This is a genomic window from Klebsiella sp. P1954, assembly GCF_018199955.1.
Taxonomy (GTDB): Bacteria; Pseudomonadota; Gammaproteobacteria; order Enterobacterales; family Enterobacteriaceae; genus Klebsiella; species Klebsiella pneumoniae.
This window is the reverse complement of sequence record NZ_CP073373.1, coordinates 3753098-3770499: the sequence shown is the minus strand read 5'-3', so window position 1 is coordinate 3770499 and position 17402 is coordinate 3753098. Positions and strand designations below refer to the sequence as shown.

Sequence of the window (17402 nt, the reverse complement as noted above, 5' to 3'; positions counted from 1 at the left end):
GCTTCGTAATCCATTTCTCGGCGCCAGATCTCCCCGGATAAACACCAATCTGCGCCAGTGCCAGCCCTTTCAGCCCTTTGGTCTGTTCTGGCCTGGCGCTGTTACCGTTAGCGCTCCTTTACCCCTTCGGCCTTTTGCTTTTCATGATTGCACCAGAACAGGAAATTATTCCTCTTCCCGTCGCCCGTAAACCCGCACCACATACCGCCCGCACCCGTCGCCGTGGCCCAAATCCATTGAGGTCAGCGCCAGCGCTTCCCTGTGACTGAATCCCTGCGCCAGATATCGGCGGAGCGCATCCTGCGTCCATGCATAAAGGAATGACTGCAGGATATAAATACCCCGTCAGCCCGGTCTTCGCGATTTCTTTGCGCCAGTAATCCACCGCTTGCTGGCGACTGGGCTTGTCAATCAGTCTGCCGTCACGTTGTTCTGCGACAGCCAGGGCATTTTCCAGCACTTTTTTCACTGCGCCAGCGTCCTGAATGGTTTCACGGGGACGATGGCCTTTGGTACCAAATACCACCGTGAACCGGATTTCGCCGCGCTCCAGCGCCAATTTCCACGTTTTCAGTGACTGACAGCACTGAACCGCTTCCTACGAGTTCAATGTTGTCAAGGCCACGAGACGGTGAGCACCGCACTAGCATGCCCTATGCCGAGGGCACCCGTTCCGTTACTGCACAAGGACCAGGTAAGGATGGTACCCGTGCTCCCTACCCCTACGGTTCCCAGGTCAGACGGGGTTCCTACGAAGTCGAAGTTGTTGACGTCGGGTGTGCACTGCCCGGCAGGGCGGTTTCCTATTAGACCAAAGATATTAGCCATCTTGACAGTATTCGAGGCATCCTGGAGAGCGAGAGAATTTGAAACGTCTCCAACGGTGCCTTGCGCGGATAGGGTAACTGGCATGCGATTGGTCCCACTGCCACCATCATCGACAGAGGTGCACGAGGTCGTTATAGTGCTTTGCTGCACCCGCATGAGTTGCCCGGATGCGACGGACGCGTCAATCTGGCCAAATTGGACTGTAGGTGTGTCTATGTTGACGGTGCACGAAACGGGCAACTTCACACGTACAGCAGACGGTAAGGGAATAGAGACCGTGGGGGGACTCCCCCACGCACTGAATTTTGCAAACACAAGTGGTACCACGTTGTACGTCCCGGGAAGGGCGTTCGGGCCTGCATGGACGAACACACTCCCGGTGAACGTGGATGGATACGACATTGTCTCGGGATTCATCCACGCTTCTGAACCTGCCGCGACGGTAGGGGCCGCCCAAGGACACAAGGGTTGCGAATAGGTTTGATTCACGAGGATACCGTTATCCGCCAGCGTCGCAGAGCCAGTCACCCTTCCCGTGGCGTACTGGGACGAGCCAGTCATCGTGCCCGAGATCCCTAACACGAGGTCCGGACCAAGCGATATGCCGTAGAACCCGTCACTGGTCATGGTAAGAGTCTGTTCATTTGGGTTGCGCATGCAGGGGCCTTGGATGGCCACGAGTTCGGGTCGTGAGACGTACGCCGGTGTCGCGAGGGAATTGCGCGAGGAGCCGTTACCGGATGCGGCGGTCCCGGGGATGGTGAGGTTCACCGGAACGCGCCAGGTAGCATCCGCCCCGCCTTGGCGTATGACCTCAATGAGGGCGTAAGAGGGGGCGGAGGACAGGAGTCCTACCATAGCCCCCCAAATTTTCCACCGGGCACGGTAATCCGACACACGCCTGGCTTGTTTCGTTTTAGACCAGTGACGTGTCTGCTCATAAAGCCGACGGACCTTCTCCCGGTGGTTGGTCAGTGCGCGAGGGGCAATGCCGACCACACCCTTATCCGTGAGCCACGCGCCCAGCCAGTCAAAACCTCGGCTCACTTTGCCAATAAACGTCTTGTCCGGGTGTTTCTCAAACCCTAATGACGCAAGATATTTATTGAGTTGCTTCACCTGCTTACGTAACTGCCAGCGGCTGTAAGTTAAAATAACAAAATCGTCCATATAACGTCCATAATAGATTTTATGTTGATGAGCAAAATAATTATCCACAGCCCAGAGATGCAACGCCCCCATGAGCGGACTTAACGCGCAACCACGCGCGATACCCTTTTCGGGCGTGTAAAACTCGCCGCCCTCTTCCACGCTGTAGTGAATATACTGAGTTAAAATAGTCAGATACGCCGGGTGCGTAATATGCTCTCTCAGCTGCAACAGCAAAGTCTCTTTATTGATAGCCCCGTAATACCCCTTAATGTCGGTGCGGCAAACCCAGCGGTAACCGTTTTCGGTCAGGCTCTGCGAGATCCGACGTACGGACGATCTACCACCGCCATGCCCCTTCACATGCTCACACTTCTCATGTACCGGGATGGATGGGGTGATGGACAGCGCCACCCACTTAAGGGCCAGCGCATCCTCCGCGGACCACATCACCTGACGGCGTGTCCCCACCACCAACATGGGGGACAGGTGGTGCTCTCCCGACTGCAGTTTTCTGAGAAACGCTTCCCGGCAGGCAGGCCAGCGCTGTCGCAAATGCCAGATATCCGCATTCGCTGGCGCCGTTTTGCGCGACTCACACAGCCAGGCCCAGGCCTCGTCTAAACGTTGCGCATCACGCAGGTCGTCGTTATGCCACTTCGTGCGTTCATCGTGCTCCGCACTCAGCTCATTACACTGTGTGGGATTCATGTTCATCATTTCCCGCCCTGACAGGTATAGGTCACCTGACGGACCGGTTTATCCGGCGACGTCGATAAACCGGAGATGTCAAAACTGACACGGCACTGACGTGCTGCTGTCTCGCCCCACTTAACCAGTAACTCCCCCCGCTCCGGCAATCCGGTCAGATAAACCTGTCCGTCATCACCCACGATGCTGCTATTCACCTCTGCCATCCCCGCATTCAGTAACGTGGCAACTGCTCCAAACGGCACCACGCCATTGTCGAGTTTAAGCGTCATCAGCACCTGATAACCCACCCGGGTCGCAAAGTTTGCTTTGACGACAGCGCCTTTGGTCGGGTATACATTGAGGTTGGTCTGTGTGAGGTCGACATTTTCCGGTAAGGTGCTGGGGTCAACACCCACGCTGTTGCGGGTGTAATCCGTCAGGTAAGGCACTACCGCATATCCGCGCCAGTCGGTGACCGCCGTACCACCGTTGACACTCACGCCAGCCGCCCCCGGGGCACTCACCAGCGCCACCGAATCGCCCATGGCACGTGACAGCGTTATCCCGCCACTATGCACCATCACCCCGCCACTGGCGCTCATGTTGATAGCCTGCATATCGCTGCTGTAGCTGTATCCGCCGCTGATACTTCCCTTGCTTCCCTGGTAACCGGTATTTAAGTTGGTGTTACTGATCTGTCCCTGGTTACCCCAGCTTTGCGAAGCACTGTAGGACAGTTTCCCGTCCATAGTGTTACCACTGAGCCCGGTCTGACTCAGGGTCCGCCCGGTGTTATCATGAGTGAGCGTCGTGGTGGCATACATTGATTGCAGGTTACGTGAATAGCCAAAGATGCTGAACGGCACACTGACGTTAAACGAAATCTGGCGATTTTCCGGCCAGTTACCGTTCGCATCCTTTGTCCGATCAATGTTGTAGTTGACACCGTAACTGACGCCTTTCAGGCTGTTGCTGTAACCCAGCGACATGCCGGTCAGCGTACGTTCGCCTCCCCAGTAGTCATCCCGGCTGGCCCGGAAATACATGGTTCCCCAGTCCCCGAGTTGCTGGCTGAGCTGCGTCTGGAAGCTGTTACGGCGGCGCTGCAGGGACCACGGGCTGACTCCCTCCTGCAACTGGTGTCCCTGACTGTTGAATTCACTGAAACTGTAATAATCCTCGGTTGAATACCGCAGCGCGGTTAAATCAACAGAGGTGCCCGTGGACAGCAGACTTTTGGAATAACGGACGCGATAAGACTGGCCTATCAGGGTGGATTCGTTATCAAACTTCGCCGATGAATTCGTGATATCAGCCGAGAGCGCACCGACGTATCCCAGGGATACCCCGGTACCGATGTTGAACGCCTGGTAGTCTTTTGCTGCGAGAATACCGCCGAACAGCGTGACATCACCGGGCAGTCCGTATACCACGGTCCCCAGCATAAAATCAGCCCGGCGGGAACCATCTGTCAGATTGCCGTCATACTGTCCCGCCGTCAGCTCATACTTCCAGCCACCGGGACGCAACATGACCGGCAGGGAAGAGTAGGGCACGATGAACTGGCGCTCGGTGCCGTCCGCTTCCGTGACTTTGACATCATAGTCCCCTGACAGGCCGGCCTGCTGGATATCATTGATGTAAAACGGCCCTGGCGCCACATAGGTCTCGTACACTACATTGCCGTTTTGACGCACAGTCACTCGGGCATTACTGTTCGCCACGCCGCTGATGGCCGGCGCATAGCCACGAAGCTGGCTCGGGAGCATCTGTTCATTAGAGCTGAGCTTCACCCCACGGAAAGGGATACCGTCAAAAACGTCACTACCGGTGCTACTCTCACCCATGAGTAAGTTCGAGCGCCAGCCCCGAATATCGCGGGCAAGGTAGGTATTCGAAAAGCGTGTCTGGGTGGTCGTCAGGGCATTATTACCGCCGTTATTCTCCACCCGGGTATGGGTCATGGTGCTGCGCAGGCGCCACGGCCCCGTGTTTGCCCCGGCGCGCACGGTTGCAAAGAGGTTGTTATTATGTGAGGTCTGGTTCTGGCCGGAATTCGTGGTACGACCGGCGCTGAGGCTATAGTTCGCCATCAGGGCGGAAATCCCCTCCTCCCATTGCGACGGGTCAACCGCACCACGTACTTCAGGCTGCATTGCGGCCTGAGGTACGCTGATATCCAGACGCAGGCGCGCCAGATCCAGCATGGTGGTCGCCTGAGGGATAAGCGCGCCAATATTGTCTATCTCAGCCGTAGCAGGCAAATCTTTCAGGTCCGGCAGTTGCCTGACATTCACTCCAAACGTTTCCAGTTCAGATGGCGTGAGAACCGGCGCAATTTTGCCCTGCGTATTTTTCTGAAAATCCAGGGTGTACTGCCCTGCATTGCGCTGGTTAACAAATACCCATACCGTATATTTCCCCGGCTGAACTCCCCCGGCCTCAGAAAATGCGGAAAGGTCGACAGCCGTATTATCGCCGGAATTACCAAGAAATCCCGGATCAAAATAATCACCGGCCCAGGCTGGGTTAATACAAACCAATAAAAAACCTGCCACCGGGGAGTAACGGAAAAGCTTCCCGGAAGAAGGCTTCCCGAAATTAGAAATAAGATGCATGTCGCTTTTTTCCATTCACCAGAAAAGATTGTATTTATTAAAATACTTACCCAGACAGTACGCTGACCTGCTCTGGAGTATTCCGTCCTTCACCGTCAATAAGACTCCAGGTCACCTGCCCCCGCGCACCGGATGATAATGGGTACCTCTGCTCCCCAAATGGCGGTATCATTTTTGAAAGCGCGTTTTTTTCGACCGGATATTTCCCGACAGACAGTGAACGAAAAGTGAGATAATATGGTGTCGGGTTTATCACTTTCAGTTCCCCACTCTGCGATATAAACCGTATTTCCCGCGCAAATTCGGACACATCATACTCAGGCATCCCCTCCGGGCGATAAAACAGCTTCAGATTATTTTGCATAGCCAGCGTCAATGACGCTGAATCCGTGTTTTTCTCCTGACCAGGTATGGTTTTCAGGCTCAGAATAAATACCGACTCACGATCCTTAGGCAGTGTATTACGCGTTAAACGGATACGGAGCGTCAGCGCATCTGATGCTTCCAGCCGCTGTAAGGGAGGCAATACAATAAATGGCACCCCTCCACTCTGATTACCGGATACGTTATCCTGTTCATCAGCCTGCCATGGAATAACCCGCGACTGTAAAAGGAAAGGCTTTGCGGTATTATTGGTAACTGTAAATGTAATACCATTGTGGCTCTCACCCGGATATATCACGCGTGTGGATTGTAATTTAATACCGTCAGGGTTATTACCAGTCGACCCATATGATGGCGAGCTGATGATAAACATGGAAAAAAGCAATATCATTAGTCGATATTGACGCAAACAAAAAATACGCAGCATGAGGTTTATTATATTCCTTTTACGGCCGATTGATGTTCGATACTTTCACCACCGAAATCATTAATGGTTGTCCAGGAAACGGTCCGCACAGTCCCGTTGACGGGGTAATACTGTGTGGAGAATGGCGCAAGCATTGCCCCCGCCTCTGTCCCTTTCACATCCATGCTCTTACCGTCTACATTCAGTCGGGACAGGGTCACGTAATACGGCGTGGGATTGCTAATACCCAGTCCATGTTCCGTATTGCTGAAAGTCAGCTTTTTGGCCGCTTCACTCGCCGGCATTGACAGCCCGGAAGGCCGGTAAAACAGTTTAATCACCGACTGTATACCGACTGAAATACGGGCTGACACACCAGACTGTGTCCCTTCGGCGGCATCTGATGTCGAAGGAATAGCCAAAAAACTCAAATAAAAAACCGATTCACGATCCGCAGGTAATTGTGCTGCGCCATTACGGACTATCAGTACCGAATTTTGACTGTTTGGCTCCAGCCTGAATAAGGGAGGCGTCACCATAAAGGGTACAGCAGACTTCGGGTCCGTCTGAGTGTTTCTACCGTCAGGTGGCGCAAATACATCGGCTTTTATCAAATAAACCTGGCCGCTGTTATTCTTTATCGTCGCCTGTGTATCTTTTGCTCTGGCATCAAATATAACGCGTGTCTGACTGAGCTGCAGTCCCCCCTCAGCGGCACTCGCTACATTACAGACCAGCATTAAGCCTATAAACCCGGCAAACCACAGTATAAATCTGCCCGCAGCTTGTGCGAATACATTCATTTTTATCGCCAATTCATTCATAAATAAACTGAAGCGTCACGGTGGCGTTCATATTACCGCCCTTCAACGAAGGTCCGGCAGTACAGTTACCACAGGATAAACGTGCTTCAAAATTCAGTGTCTGACCATTAAGGGTATTAAGCTGCTGGTCCGCAGTACCGACAATTAGCTTATCCATATTAGCGATTGCGGCCATCTGGCCTTGCTGAACCAGTTTTACTCCATACCCCTGAGAATAATCACCGGCCGCATTATCATTGCGGAACAGCGGAATTCCGGACGTGAAGGTATTCCCTTTAATCTGGACTTTGGGTGTTAATCCCCAGCCACTACAGTCAGAAAACGTCATCGAAAATAACTGCGGGTCGATACCATCTCCCCCTGCCGCAATTACCGTGGAAGAGGACACAGGCGAAAATGTAATACTGGGCCGATCCACTGAAATCTGACAGGAGCCTCCAACCAGCGTGGCTGAAAAATTAACCGTCGTTGAGGAAGAGCCTGCATATACTGATGTGGTCAGTGCAAACAACATGCCTGACAACATAAAGCCGACCAGTTTTGTGGAACGGGTCCGTTCATTGTAATGCATCCTTTATACTCTCCAGATTCAGTCAAACGATACCGTAAACGTTAATGTCGATTTGACGGCGCCAGGGGTCACACTTTCAATTCCAGCCCTCACCAGGCCCAGCAGGAAGGGTTCGTTATGGGGCGTGCCTGCATTCCCGACGGGCGACAGAGCAAAACTGACGTTATTACTGACCGCCTGTGAGGGGTTATAAAACGATCCCAAATCTATATCTCCAGTGTCCTGGCGTACCATGAACCCTACACCTGTGGCCACCGAGCCCGGATCGCGGAAAATGGTACTGTCTGAATACGGTGTGCTGCCCGACACCGACATCTTTGGCGTTGTCGCCCCGCTGCATATCACGGTCGCCGTCAGAGGTAACATCGCCACGGTAGCGCCGGACTGAAAATCAACGGCTTTGTGGATACCAAACTGGAGTGATGACTGCGATAACTGGACATCACAGGTACCATCGCTGATTTGCGCGGTAAAATTCACCTCCGCCGTGTCAGCGGCCTGAATGCCCGATGATACCAACACGCAGGCGAGCGCCACGCCGGATAACGGCTTAGCGGACCGAACCATGAAACACCTCCGTACCGCCATAATCATTGATAGCCTTCCATTCAACCCGCCCCTGATGCGGCGCACGCGCATATAACTGAGCCCCAAAAGGCGCTATCATGGTGTTGCCTGCTACCGCACTGAGAGGAACCCTGACTCCGGCCACCTTAAGATCGGCGAGCGTAATGTAATACGGAGTTGGGTTGGTCACCCGAAGGCCCTGCCCGGTGGATGAAAACTGCAGCATACCCATAGCCTGCTGCTGCGGTAACGCCAGCCCTCCCGGGCGGTAAAACAGCTTAACTACCGTTGCCGTGGAAACCTGAAGTGACCCCCCTACCACGGATGACGGGGAAGCGCTCTGCTTTTCCCCCGCCGGCATGGCAACGCTGCGAAAATAGAAGAGGGATTCTCTGTCCGTCGCCAGCCCATCCGCACCCGGTTTTTTCACCACCAGAACCTGATTCGTACTGCCCGGCTCAAGGCGAAATAATGACGGCGTCGTAATGAACGGAGTCTGTACGTTGTTACCTTCGATATCCCGTGAGACCTGTGCCCTGACCAGATAAGGTGCGACCGATGAGACTGAACTTGTTACGCCGACGCTGCGCCCTCTGGCATCATCACTGCTCTGAAATATAATGCGCGAGCTGTCGATGGAAATTCCCGCGAAGGCGGAAGCCATTCCTGCAAATATCAGGAGTAAAACAAAAGTGACATGCTGGAAAGTTTTCATCGTTAATTAATAAAGGGAACGCGTTGCCACGTCCCCTATTCACCTTATGGTTAATTGACAATATAAGCCACAGTCACCGGTACGCTATAACTACCCGCTGCCGGCGTAGCGTCAGTGGTACCCATACCTACATTGAAAGAATAACTATTCGTGTCAGCAGAGGTCACATCCAAAGCCACATTCTGTGACTCAGCCACCTGCACATCGTTAGCATCCTTAATCATAAAGCCAACGGTATCACCCGTCGCGGCGGTAAACAGCTGCTTGCTCGGGTCGGAGCTTGCGCTCTGCCCCTGAATAATCAGCGCGCCAGTCTCATCAGCGCAGTTGGTTAATTCAACCGGCAGCGCAACAGAGCCCTGCTGAGTGTTAGGGGTAAAAGAACTTGCTTTGTAGACCCCCACATTCAGGGTCGCCAGGCCATTGTTAACGGAAACATCACAGGTAGTGTTGGTGATAATACCTTCCAGCGTCACATCAGCAGACGGTGCTGCATTAGCCATCATGCTGACACCAGAAAGGCTTGCAAAAACTGCAGCAGCGATAACACTTTTCTTAATAGACATTTTTCACTCTCACTTATTTATAAAAGACACGTACAGAACATTTCGCCGAAATATAATACTGCCCCTCCCCCTGCGCAAACAATGAGACAGGCAGAGTCCTTGTGAGCGATTAAGATTACATATGTAATCCACTCCACTCTCTTGTAACCGGAATGAAAACACTGTATACACCGGACTGACACGCAAAATGAATAACGGATGATGATGACCCGGTCTTCAAACAGACTGGTATCACGCAGATATAACGATGAGCGCTAATAAAAGCGATATTTTGACCAGCATTCAATTTACCTGCCAGACCAGGCGTTGTTGAAACCAGCATATTCACAGAGAGTATAATATATCCGAATACTATTATCCGGCGCATTTAGAATGCGCCTGTATTTCAGGTTCTTCGCTCTGGATTATTCACATGGAAAAGAAGACAAGGGATGGCGACTATCGACAGACAACAATGCAGAGTCAATCGTCGGACTACATTTTTACCATCAGATAATCTGAAAAATGCCATCAATCAATTAAGAAGTTTCGTGGGCACGGATAAAAATGGAGAATACACTGAGTTTATTACGTAGATGCCCCGTGCTTTTTTTTGAGTTATATCGCTTATATCTGCGATGAACAAACCTGGTATTAGCCAGCCTATAGAGGCGCGAACTCATTACGTAGTACAAGCTCCCCCGCAGGGGTCACCGGGGCGAGTATATCTACTCATTCTGGAATATGGAATAACCATGATACCTACGGAACATAAACAACTGCCATTGTCGATAACAGCAGGAGAAATATACCCACTCTCCCCTTAAGAACACCACCTGAGCCTTTGCATTATTATAGTTACGATTGTAATGAGATACACCAGAGAGGGGCGTCTGTTTCTCCGGGAGAGAGATACTTCGCACTCAGTCGCATTAAAAAATCCCAGAAAAACCAGCAGTGCCGGGAAACAGAAGTAGTCAAAATTGGCTTGCATTTGAACATGATTATGACATAGACACCATCACCTGGGATGACAGGGCGGAATAAACATACCGGTTTTATAACCTGGAAATCTTCCGCCGAAAGATATGACTTATACATGTTGTAAGTCGTGACATTTAGTCAACATTGATCGAAAGCAGAGTTCGCATAGAATCGAAAAGTTGTCGATCGCGTTATATCGGAAGCAACGGTCGTTTTTTGGAAATAAGCAGGGATCTGCTTCCCATTGTGTACATCGCAACCGTGCTTTTTAGCCTGCACAAAGCCATACTCCCGGATGGCGTCAGCCCGGAGTCCTTCGAAAAGGCCTCACCGTGAGGTGAGAAACTATCTACCGGAGCGTGATCGCTCCAAATGGTGGGTTTTTGCTTTTCTGCATCCGGACTCTCCATCGAACTGCGTTAACCCGTGATTTCCCTGCTGCGTTTTTCTCCTGGCCAGCCCGCTGCTAGTTAACGACAAGCGCAGGCCTATTCTCCATAGAATCTTTTCGCAAATACATTTTCAGATATCAGATAACACACTGATTAAAATCGCCATTTTCCCGCTAAAAGCGGCTAAAAACGCCCTTTTCTGGAAATCGATCCGCCCAGGTGGCTGCCCTGCTTTCCCTCCAGATGGCCAAATAGCATCTTATATTCCATTTTGCGCTAAATGACAGAGAAATATTCTTTAAATAACCGTTTTCACAGTTCTAGTATGCAAAAATATCTTAAACGAGTGGGTAAATGGTTATGTCACTGTTTCATTCCGTGAGCGACCTGATCGGTCATACTCCCCTGCTCCAGTTGCACAAACTGGATACCGGGCCCTGCAGTCTGTTTTTAAAACTGGAAAATCAGAACCCCGGCGGGTCAATTAAAGATCGGGTTGCGCTGTCGATGATTAATGAAGCCGAGCGCCAGGGAAAACTGGCGCCCGGGGGAACGATTATCGAAGCCACCGCCGGCAATACCGGCCTCGGTCTGGCGCTGATTGCGGCGCAGAAAAATTACCGCCTGATCCTGGTGGTGCCGGACAAAATGAGCCGCGAGAAAATCTTTCACCTGCGGGCGCTGGGCGCGACGGTGCTGCTCACCCGCTCCGACGTCAATAAAGGCCACCCGGCCTACTACCAGGATTATGCCCGCCGCCTTGCCGATGAAACGCCGGGCGCCTTTTATATCGACCAGTTTAATAACGACGCCAATCCGCTGGCCCATGCCACCTCCACTGCGCCGGAGCTTTATCAGCAGCTGGAGGGCGACATCGACGCCATCGTCGTCGGCGTCGGCTCCGGCGGCACGCTGGGTGGGCTTCAGGCCTGGTTTGCTGAGCACTCGCCGAAAACGGAATTTATTCTCGCCGATCCGGCGGGTTCCATCCTTGCCGATCAGGTCGATACCGGACGCTACGGCGAAACGGGATCCTGGCTGGTCGAAGGGATCGGCGAAGATTTTATCCCGCCGCTGGCCAGGCTGGAGGGGGTACATACCGCGTATCGCGTCAGCGACCGCGAAGCGTTCCACACCGCGCGCCAGCTGCTGCAGGTTGAGGGCGTGCTGGCCGGCTCTTCCACCGGCACCCTGCTCAGCGCCGCGCTGCGCTACTGCCGGGCACAAAGCCGTCCGAAGCGGGTAGTAACCTTCGCCTGCGACAGCGGCAATAAATACCTGTCCAAAATGTTCAACGACGACTGGATGCGCCAGCAAGGACTGATCGCCCGCCCCGAACAGGGCGATCTCAGTGATTTTATCGCCCTGCGCCATGACGAAGGCGCTACCGTCACGGCCGCGCCGGACGACACCCTGGCCGCGGTCTTTACCCGCATGCGGCTGTATGACATCTCCCAGCTGCCGGTTCTGGAGGATGGCCGCGTGGTCGGCATCGTCGATGAGTGGGATTTGATCCGCCACGTACAGGGCGATCGCCAACGCTTCTCCCTACCGGTTAGCGAAGCGATGAGTCGCCATGTTGAAACCCTCGATAAGCATGCGCCCGAGAGCGAACTGCAGGCCATTCTCGATCGCGGTCTGGTGGCGGTGATCGCTGACAACGCGCGTTTTCTTGGCCTGGTCACCCGCAGCGATGTATTGACCGCCTGGCGTAACCGAGTCGCACAATAAGGAATTTTTTATGTCATCTATCCACACCCTGAGTGTACATAGCGGAACCTTCACCGACAGCCACGGCGCAGTGATGCCGCCGATTTATGCCACCTCCACTTTTGCTCAGCCAGCGCCGGGGCAGCATACCGGTTATGAATATTCCCGCAGCGGGAATCCCACCCGCCACGCGCTGGAGACGGCGATCGCCGACCTGGAAAACGGCACGCGCGGCTACGCGTTCGCCTCCGGGCTGGCCGCCATCTCCACCGTGCTGGAGCTACTGGATAAGGACAGTCACCTGGTGGCGGTCGATGATGTGTATGGCGGCACTTACCGCCTGCTGGAAAACGTTCGCCGCCGTAGCGCGGGTCTGCAGGTGAGCTGGGTGAAACCCGACGACCTGGCGGGAATTGAAGCGGCGATCCGCCCCGACACCCGCATGATCTGGGTGGAAACGCCCACCAACCCGCTGCTGAAGCTCGCGGATCTCAGCGCCATCGCCGCCATCGCGCGCCGCCATAACCTGATCAGCGTCGCCGATAACACCTTTGCTTCGCCGGCGATCCATCGCCCGCTGGAGCATGGGTTTGATATTGTGGTGCACTCCGCGACCAAGTACCTCAACGGCCATTCCGATGTCGTCGCCGGCCTGGCGGTGGTTGGCGATAACTCCGGGCTCGCGGAAAAGCTTGGCTATCTGCAGAATGCGGTAGGCGGCGTGCTTGACCCGTTCAGCAGCTTCCTGACGCTGCGCGGCATCCGTACCCTGGCGCTGCGGATGGAGCGCCACAGCGCGAACGCGCTGCAGTTCGCCGAATGGCTGGAACAGCAGCCGGAAGTGGAGCGAGTCTGGTTTCCCTGGCTGGCCTCGCACCCGCATCATCAGCTGGCGCGCCAGCAAATGGCCCTGCCCGGCGGCATGATTTCGGTGGTGGTGAAGGGCGATGAAGGTTACGCCGAGCGCATCATCAGCAAGCTGCGCTGGTTTACGCTTGCGGAGAGCCTGGGCGGCGTGGAGAGTCTGGTGAGCCAGCCCTTCAGCATGACCCATGCCTCGATCCCGCTGGAGAAACGCCTGGCGAACGGTATCACACCGCAGCTGATCCGCCTGTCGGTGGGGATCGAAGATCCCAACGATCTGATTGCCGACTGGCAGCAGGCGCTGCGGGCGGAGTGATTATTCCGACGCGCGGGTCGTTGTCAGCGCGTCGGCCATTCCCTGCTGAAGGTGGGCGATAAACTGCGTCAGCTTCGGCAGGGGCCGACGATCCTGGCGCCAGAGCAGATGCACAGGCCGCGGCTGCGGAGTCCACGCCTCCAGCACCCGAACCAGGCTGCCGCTGGCCAGCGCATCGGCCAGCAGTACCTCCGGCTGCATCAGCAGCCCGGCCCCGGCGATCGCCGCCTGGCGCAGCGCGTAGCCATCGTTGCAGCGCAAAACCGCATCGCGTTTCCAGCGCACTTCTCCCTCTACGCCCGGCAGCCGCCACTCGTTGCGGGCGGTCCAGACCGTATGGGACAGGCAGAGATGATCGGCGAGATCCTCTGGCGTCCCGGGGGTCCCGTAACGCGCCAGATAAGCCGGCGCGGCGCAGATCACCATCCGATACGGCGCCAGGTAGCGAGCCACCAGATCCTCCTGATGGATCTCGCCGATACGGATCGCCAGATCGAACCCCTCATCCACCAGATCGACCATCCGGTTAGTCAGATCCAGTTCCACCCGGACCGCAGGCCAGGCCTGCAGGAAGGTGGCGGTCAGGGGCGCGATCACGCTGGCGCCGAACGAGGTGGGAGCGCTCACCCGCAGGGTGCCGGCCGGCGCCAGCCGCAGCCGCTCGACCGCGCTTTCGGCGATGGAGACCTGCTCCATCACCCGTTTCGCTTCGTCAAAATAGACTCGCCCGGCGTCGGTGAGGCTCTGGCGTCGGGTGTTACGCTCCAGCAGACGCGTCGCCAGCTGGCTTTCCAACTGGGCGATATATTTCCCAACCATCACCGCCGACAGCCCCAGGCGCGACGCCGCCCCGGTAAAGCTGCCGCACTCCACCACGGCAATAAACGTCTCCATCCCTCGTAATTTGTCCATATTGCTAACCTCTGGTTAGTAATGTTCTAACTTTTAGCCAGTTTATCCGAGATTACTTTTATTAAAAAATAGCCTCTCACCTCATCAGGAGTCTGCCATGAAAATTATCGTTATCGGTGCCAGCGGCACCATCGGTCGCGCGGTCAGCGAAGAACTGAGTCAGAGACATGAGGTTATCCGCGTCGGCCGCACCCGGGGAGATTATCAGGTGGATATCACCTCGCAGGAGAGCGTCGAGGCGCTATTTGCCCAAACGGGTGAAGTAGATGCCATCGTCTCCACCACCGGCAATCTGCACTTTGGGCCGTTAAGCACCATGACCGACAGCCAGTTCAACCTCGGTCTGCAGGACAAGCTGCTGGGGCAAATTCGCCTGGCGCTGGTCGGCCAGCATTTTCTGCGCGACGGCGGGTCGATTACCCTGGTCAGCGGTATCGTCGCGCAGGAACCCATTGCTCAGGGGGTCAATGCCACGACGGTCAACGCCGGTCTGGAAGGCTTTGTCCGCGCCGCCGCCTGCGAGCTGCCGCGCGGGATCCGCATCAATCTCATCAGCCCCACCGTGCTCAGCGAGTCGCTGGCAGCCTACGGCGACTTTTTCCCGGGCTTCCCCAGCGTTCCCGCCGCCGCCGTGGCGCAGGCCTATCGCCGCAGCATTGAAGGCGTTCAGACCGGCCGCATCTACCCGGTCGGCTACTAGCCTGTGCCGGCCCGCCGGGGCCGGCGCTTACATCAGGCCGTCGTTGCAGGTACACTGACGGCTGATTGTCTCCGGCCGAAAAACTGATGTTGAAAAAATTATCCTTAATTATCCCGCTACTGGCGCTTATCGCGCTGCTGATCTGGTGGTTCACCCCGCATTACACCGAGGAAGATGAAGCTTACTACCGGGCGGTATTTTGCATAATCGATCATGACGACAGCCGCCAGTTCCTCCACGATATGCAGAATATCGTCGAGGGGGGAAATTCTGACTACGCGCTGCATAAAACCCATTACCTTCCGGCGCTGGGGCAGCGGATGCTGGATACCTGGCGCCAGCTCAGCCCGCAGGAACAGCAGGCGCTGCGTCAGGACAAGCAGCGCTGCGGCGAGATATTGCGCGAAAAACAACAGGGGAAATCATCCTGACGAGTTGGCAAAATTGCAGCATATCGCCAGCGTCGAATAAGATTGTGCTGTTGATGACCGGATCGCTGTCACAAAATATCCGGTCGTCGTCGCGTCACAGTACGACGTTTTTTCTGCGGCGGAATACGATAAAAAGTAGTTGATCTGGTACGAACTAACTCTTATTTTGCTTCACAGTTTTCAAAATGAGATAAAACTGATGCCTGTCATTATTGCCAGTAGTGTTAAAGAAGCCAAAGCGTTAATTAACGGTGGAAAATACAGGGAAATTATTCTTAACTTCGATATTGATGCCGATGACTTTTTCTCTCTCGCCAGCCATTCCGCCGGAACTAAAATCTCCATCGCCGACCGCAACGATCGCTCTCCGGTAGAATCAGCAAAATAATTAACCCGCGAGGGACGTCTATGTGGTTGTTTATTGGAACCTTTGCGCTGGCTTTTCTCGCAGCGCTGATGCTGGTCTGGCTCGATGACCGGATCGCCGAAACGGATTGACCCTGCGCTGGACGTTAACGTCACGCAGGGCTGCGCGCCGCCGAAAAGCGGCGCACAGCAGAGACGTTACAGGGAGGCCGCCAGCCGCTCAACGGCCGTCAGCAATCCGGCTTCTGACACCGTGGAGTAAGAAAGACGCAGGGTACGGGTATCCGGCTTATCGTGATAGAACGCTTCACCCGGGACGTACACCACGCCGTTTTCCAGCGTTTTCTTCATCCATTCCATGGTATCGAACGGATAGCGGAAACGCGCCCACAGGAACATCCCCCCCTGCGGGCGGCTGAATTCCAGGTGCTCGCCAAGGCGGCTTTCCAGCGCATCGGCCAGCGCCACGCACTTCTTGCGGTAGTCTTCGCGAATCAACGCAATCTGGTTATCCAGCCGGTTCAGACTGAGGTATTCCGCAGTGATCACCTGCGACAGCATATTGGTATGCAGATCCGCCGCCTGCTTCACAATCACCGTCTGCTGCGCCAGCCAGTCCGGCATGACGATCCAGCCGATGCGCATTCCCGGCGCGAGGATCTTCGAAAAGGTCGACGTGTAAACCACCTGATCTTCACAGCCCAGCTCGACAGCATGCTGATAGAGCGGGCGCCGAACGGCGTCAGTAAAGCTAATTTCGCCGTAGGGATCGTCTTCCAGAATGACGAAATCATATTTTTTCGCCAGCTCAACCAGCCGGCGACGACGCGCCTCGCTCAGCGTTTTGCCGCCGGGATTGCCGAACGTCGGCACCAGGTAAACAGCTTTGACGCGGGTGGTCTCCAGCAGGTCGGCCAGCTGCTCCACCAGCATCCCGTCATCGTCGGTGTCAACGCTGAGAATATTGGCCTGCGCCAGCTGAAATACCTGCAGCGCCGCCAGATAAGTGGGACGCTCAACGACGATAGTATCGCCCGGATCGAGCAGCGTACGGGCAACGATATCCAGCGATTGCTGGGAGCCGGAGGTGATATAGACCTGGGCGGCTGAACAGGCGACGCCACGGGAGTGGCAAATTTCACTCACCGCCTGGCGCAGCGGCGGGTAGCCTTCCGTCAGACCGTACTGGAATGCGTCATTAAAACGCTCGCTCATCACCTTCTGCACCGCCAGCTCCAGGCCTTCGGTATCAAACAGTTCCGGGGCCGGAATGCCGCCGCCAAGCGAAATCACGCCGGGCAGTTTACTGTGCTTGAGAAGTTCGCGGACGGCGGAGGGCTTGAGTTCACCCGCGCGGGCGGCGAGACGCCGATCGTGCATACTATTTTCCTTTTCTGTCTTGTTGTTGTGTTAATTATCTTGGCTTT

The 17402-nt window shown here is 55.0% G+C and carries 15 protein-coding genes and 1 pseudogene; 5 read left to right on the top strand and 11 right to left on the bottom strand.

All coding sequences use genetic code 11. The annotated features are described in order from the left end of the window. Positions 1–165: 165 nt before the first annotated feature. The 9 genes and pseudogenes from KB890_RS18145 to KB890_RS18105 form a co-directional block, all read right to left on the bottom strand. Positions 166–598: pseudogene (locus KB890_RS18145) on the bottom strand (integrase domain-containing protein); the annotation flags it as partial. Positions 599–615: 17 nt separating this feature from the next. After that, on the bottom strand, positions 616–2697 hold the full coding sequence (locus tag KB890_RS18140; protein WP_032408591.1) for a reverse transcriptase domain-containing protein: 2082 nt from the start codon (positions 2695–2697) through the stop codon (positions 616–618). Then, entirely contained in the window at positions 2694–5288 is a 2595-nt protein-coding gene (locus KB890_RS18135; protein ID WP_004181289.1) for a fimbria/pilus outer membrane usher protein, read from the bottom strand. Before KB890_RS18135 ends, KB890_RS18140 begins: the two co-directional genes overlap by 4 nt. Positions 5289–5334: 46 nt before the next feature. Further along, a complete protein-coding gene (locus tag KB890_RS18130; RefSeq protein ID WP_004181291.1) occupies positions 5335–6099 on the bottom strand; it encodes a fimbrial biogenesis chaperone in 765 nt (254 codons plus the stop codon). An 8-nt stretch (positions 6100–6107) separates the two neighbouring features. After that, entirely contained in the window at positions 6108–6902 is a 795-nt protein-coding gene (locus KB890_RS18125; protein ID WP_169512835.1) for a fimbrial biogenesis chaperone, read from the bottom strand. Further along, positions 6895–7473, bottom strand: coding sequence for a fimbrial protein (locus tag KB890_RS18120; protein ID WP_004181296.1), 579 nt, complete (start codon positions 7471–7473; stop codon positions 6895–6897). Before KB890_RS18120 ends, KB890_RS18125 begins: the two co-directional genes overlap by 8 nt. Positions 7474–7491: 18 nt before the next feature. Next, positions 7492–8040, bottom strand: coding sequence for a fimbrial protein (locus KB890_RS18115; protein ID WP_004181297.1), 549 nt, complete (start codon positions 8038–8040; stop codon positions 7492–7494). Then, positions 8024–8755, bottom strand: a complete 732-nt coding sequence (locus KB890_RS18110; protein ID WP_004900612.1) for a fimbrial biogenesis chaperone — start codon at positions 8753–8755, stop codon at positions 8024–8026. The genes KB890_RS18115 and KB890_RS18110 overlap by 17 nt, the downstream gene beginning before the upstream one ends. A 50-nt stretch (positions 8756–8805) precedes the next feature. After that, positions 8806–9321, bottom strand: coding sequence for a fimbrial protein (locus KB890_RS18105; RefSeq protein ID WP_004181301.1), 516 nt, complete (start codon positions 9319–9321; stop codon positions 8806–8808). Between the two features lie 1709 nt (positions 9322–11030). On the opposite strand from KB890_RS18105, the gene KB890_RS18100 reads away from it, so the two are divergent. After that, positions 11031–12407 (top strand): pyridoxal-phosphate dependent enzyme, encoded by a 1377-nt coding sequence (locus KB890_RS18100; protein ID WP_004181304.1) that lies wholly within the window; start codon positions 11031–11033, stop codon positions 12405–12407. 10 nt (positions 12408–12417) lie between these two features. Next, on the top strand, positions 12418–13566 hold the full coding sequence (locus KB890_RS18095; protein WP_004181305.1) for a trans-sulfuration enzyme family protein: 1149 nt from the start codon (positions 12418–12420) through the stop codon (positions 13564–13566). Here KB890_RS18095 and KB890_RS18090 read toward each other — a convergent pair whose 3' ends face one another. Next, a complete protein-coding gene (locus tag KB890_RS18090; RefSeq protein WP_004181308.1) occupies positions 13567–14478 on the bottom strand; it encodes a LysR family transcriptional regulator in 912 nt (303 codons plus the stop codon). A 97-nt stretch (positions 14479–14575) separates the two neighbouring features. On the opposite strand from KB890_RS18090, the gene KB890_RS18085 reads away from it, so the two are divergent. From KB890_RS18085 to KB890_RS18075, 3 genes are all read left to right on the top strand, one after another. Beyond that, positions 14576–15178 (top strand): short chain dehydrogenase, encoded by a 603-nt coding sequence (locus KB890_RS18085; RefSeq protein ID WP_004174410.1) that lies wholly within the window; start codon positions 14576–14578, stop codon positions 15176–15178. An 86-nt stretch (positions 15179–15264) separates the two neighbouring features. Then, positions 15265–15609, top strand: a complete 345-nt coding sequence (locus KB890_RS18080) for a hypothetical protein (RefSeq protein ID WP_004181311.1) — start codon at positions 15265–15267, stop codon at positions 15607–15609. Between the two features lie 199 nt (positions 15610–15808). Then, positions 15809–15997, top strand: a complete 189-nt coding sequence (locus tag KB890_RS18075; RefSeq protein ID WP_002916738.1) for a hypothetical protein — start codon at positions 15809–15811, stop codon at positions 15995–15997. A gap of 176 nt (positions 15998–16173) precedes the next feature. Here the strand turns inward: KB890_RS18075 and KB890_RS18070 are convergent, their stop codons facing one another. Beyond that, positions 16174–17355 carry an aminotransferase-like domain-containing protein gene (locus KB890_RS18070; protein WP_004149825.1) on the bottom strand — a complete coding sequence of 394 codons (1182 nt, stop codon included), beginning with the start codon at positions 17353–17355 and terminating at the stop codon, positions 16174–16176. Between the last annotated feature and the right edge of the window lie 47 nt (positions 17356–17402).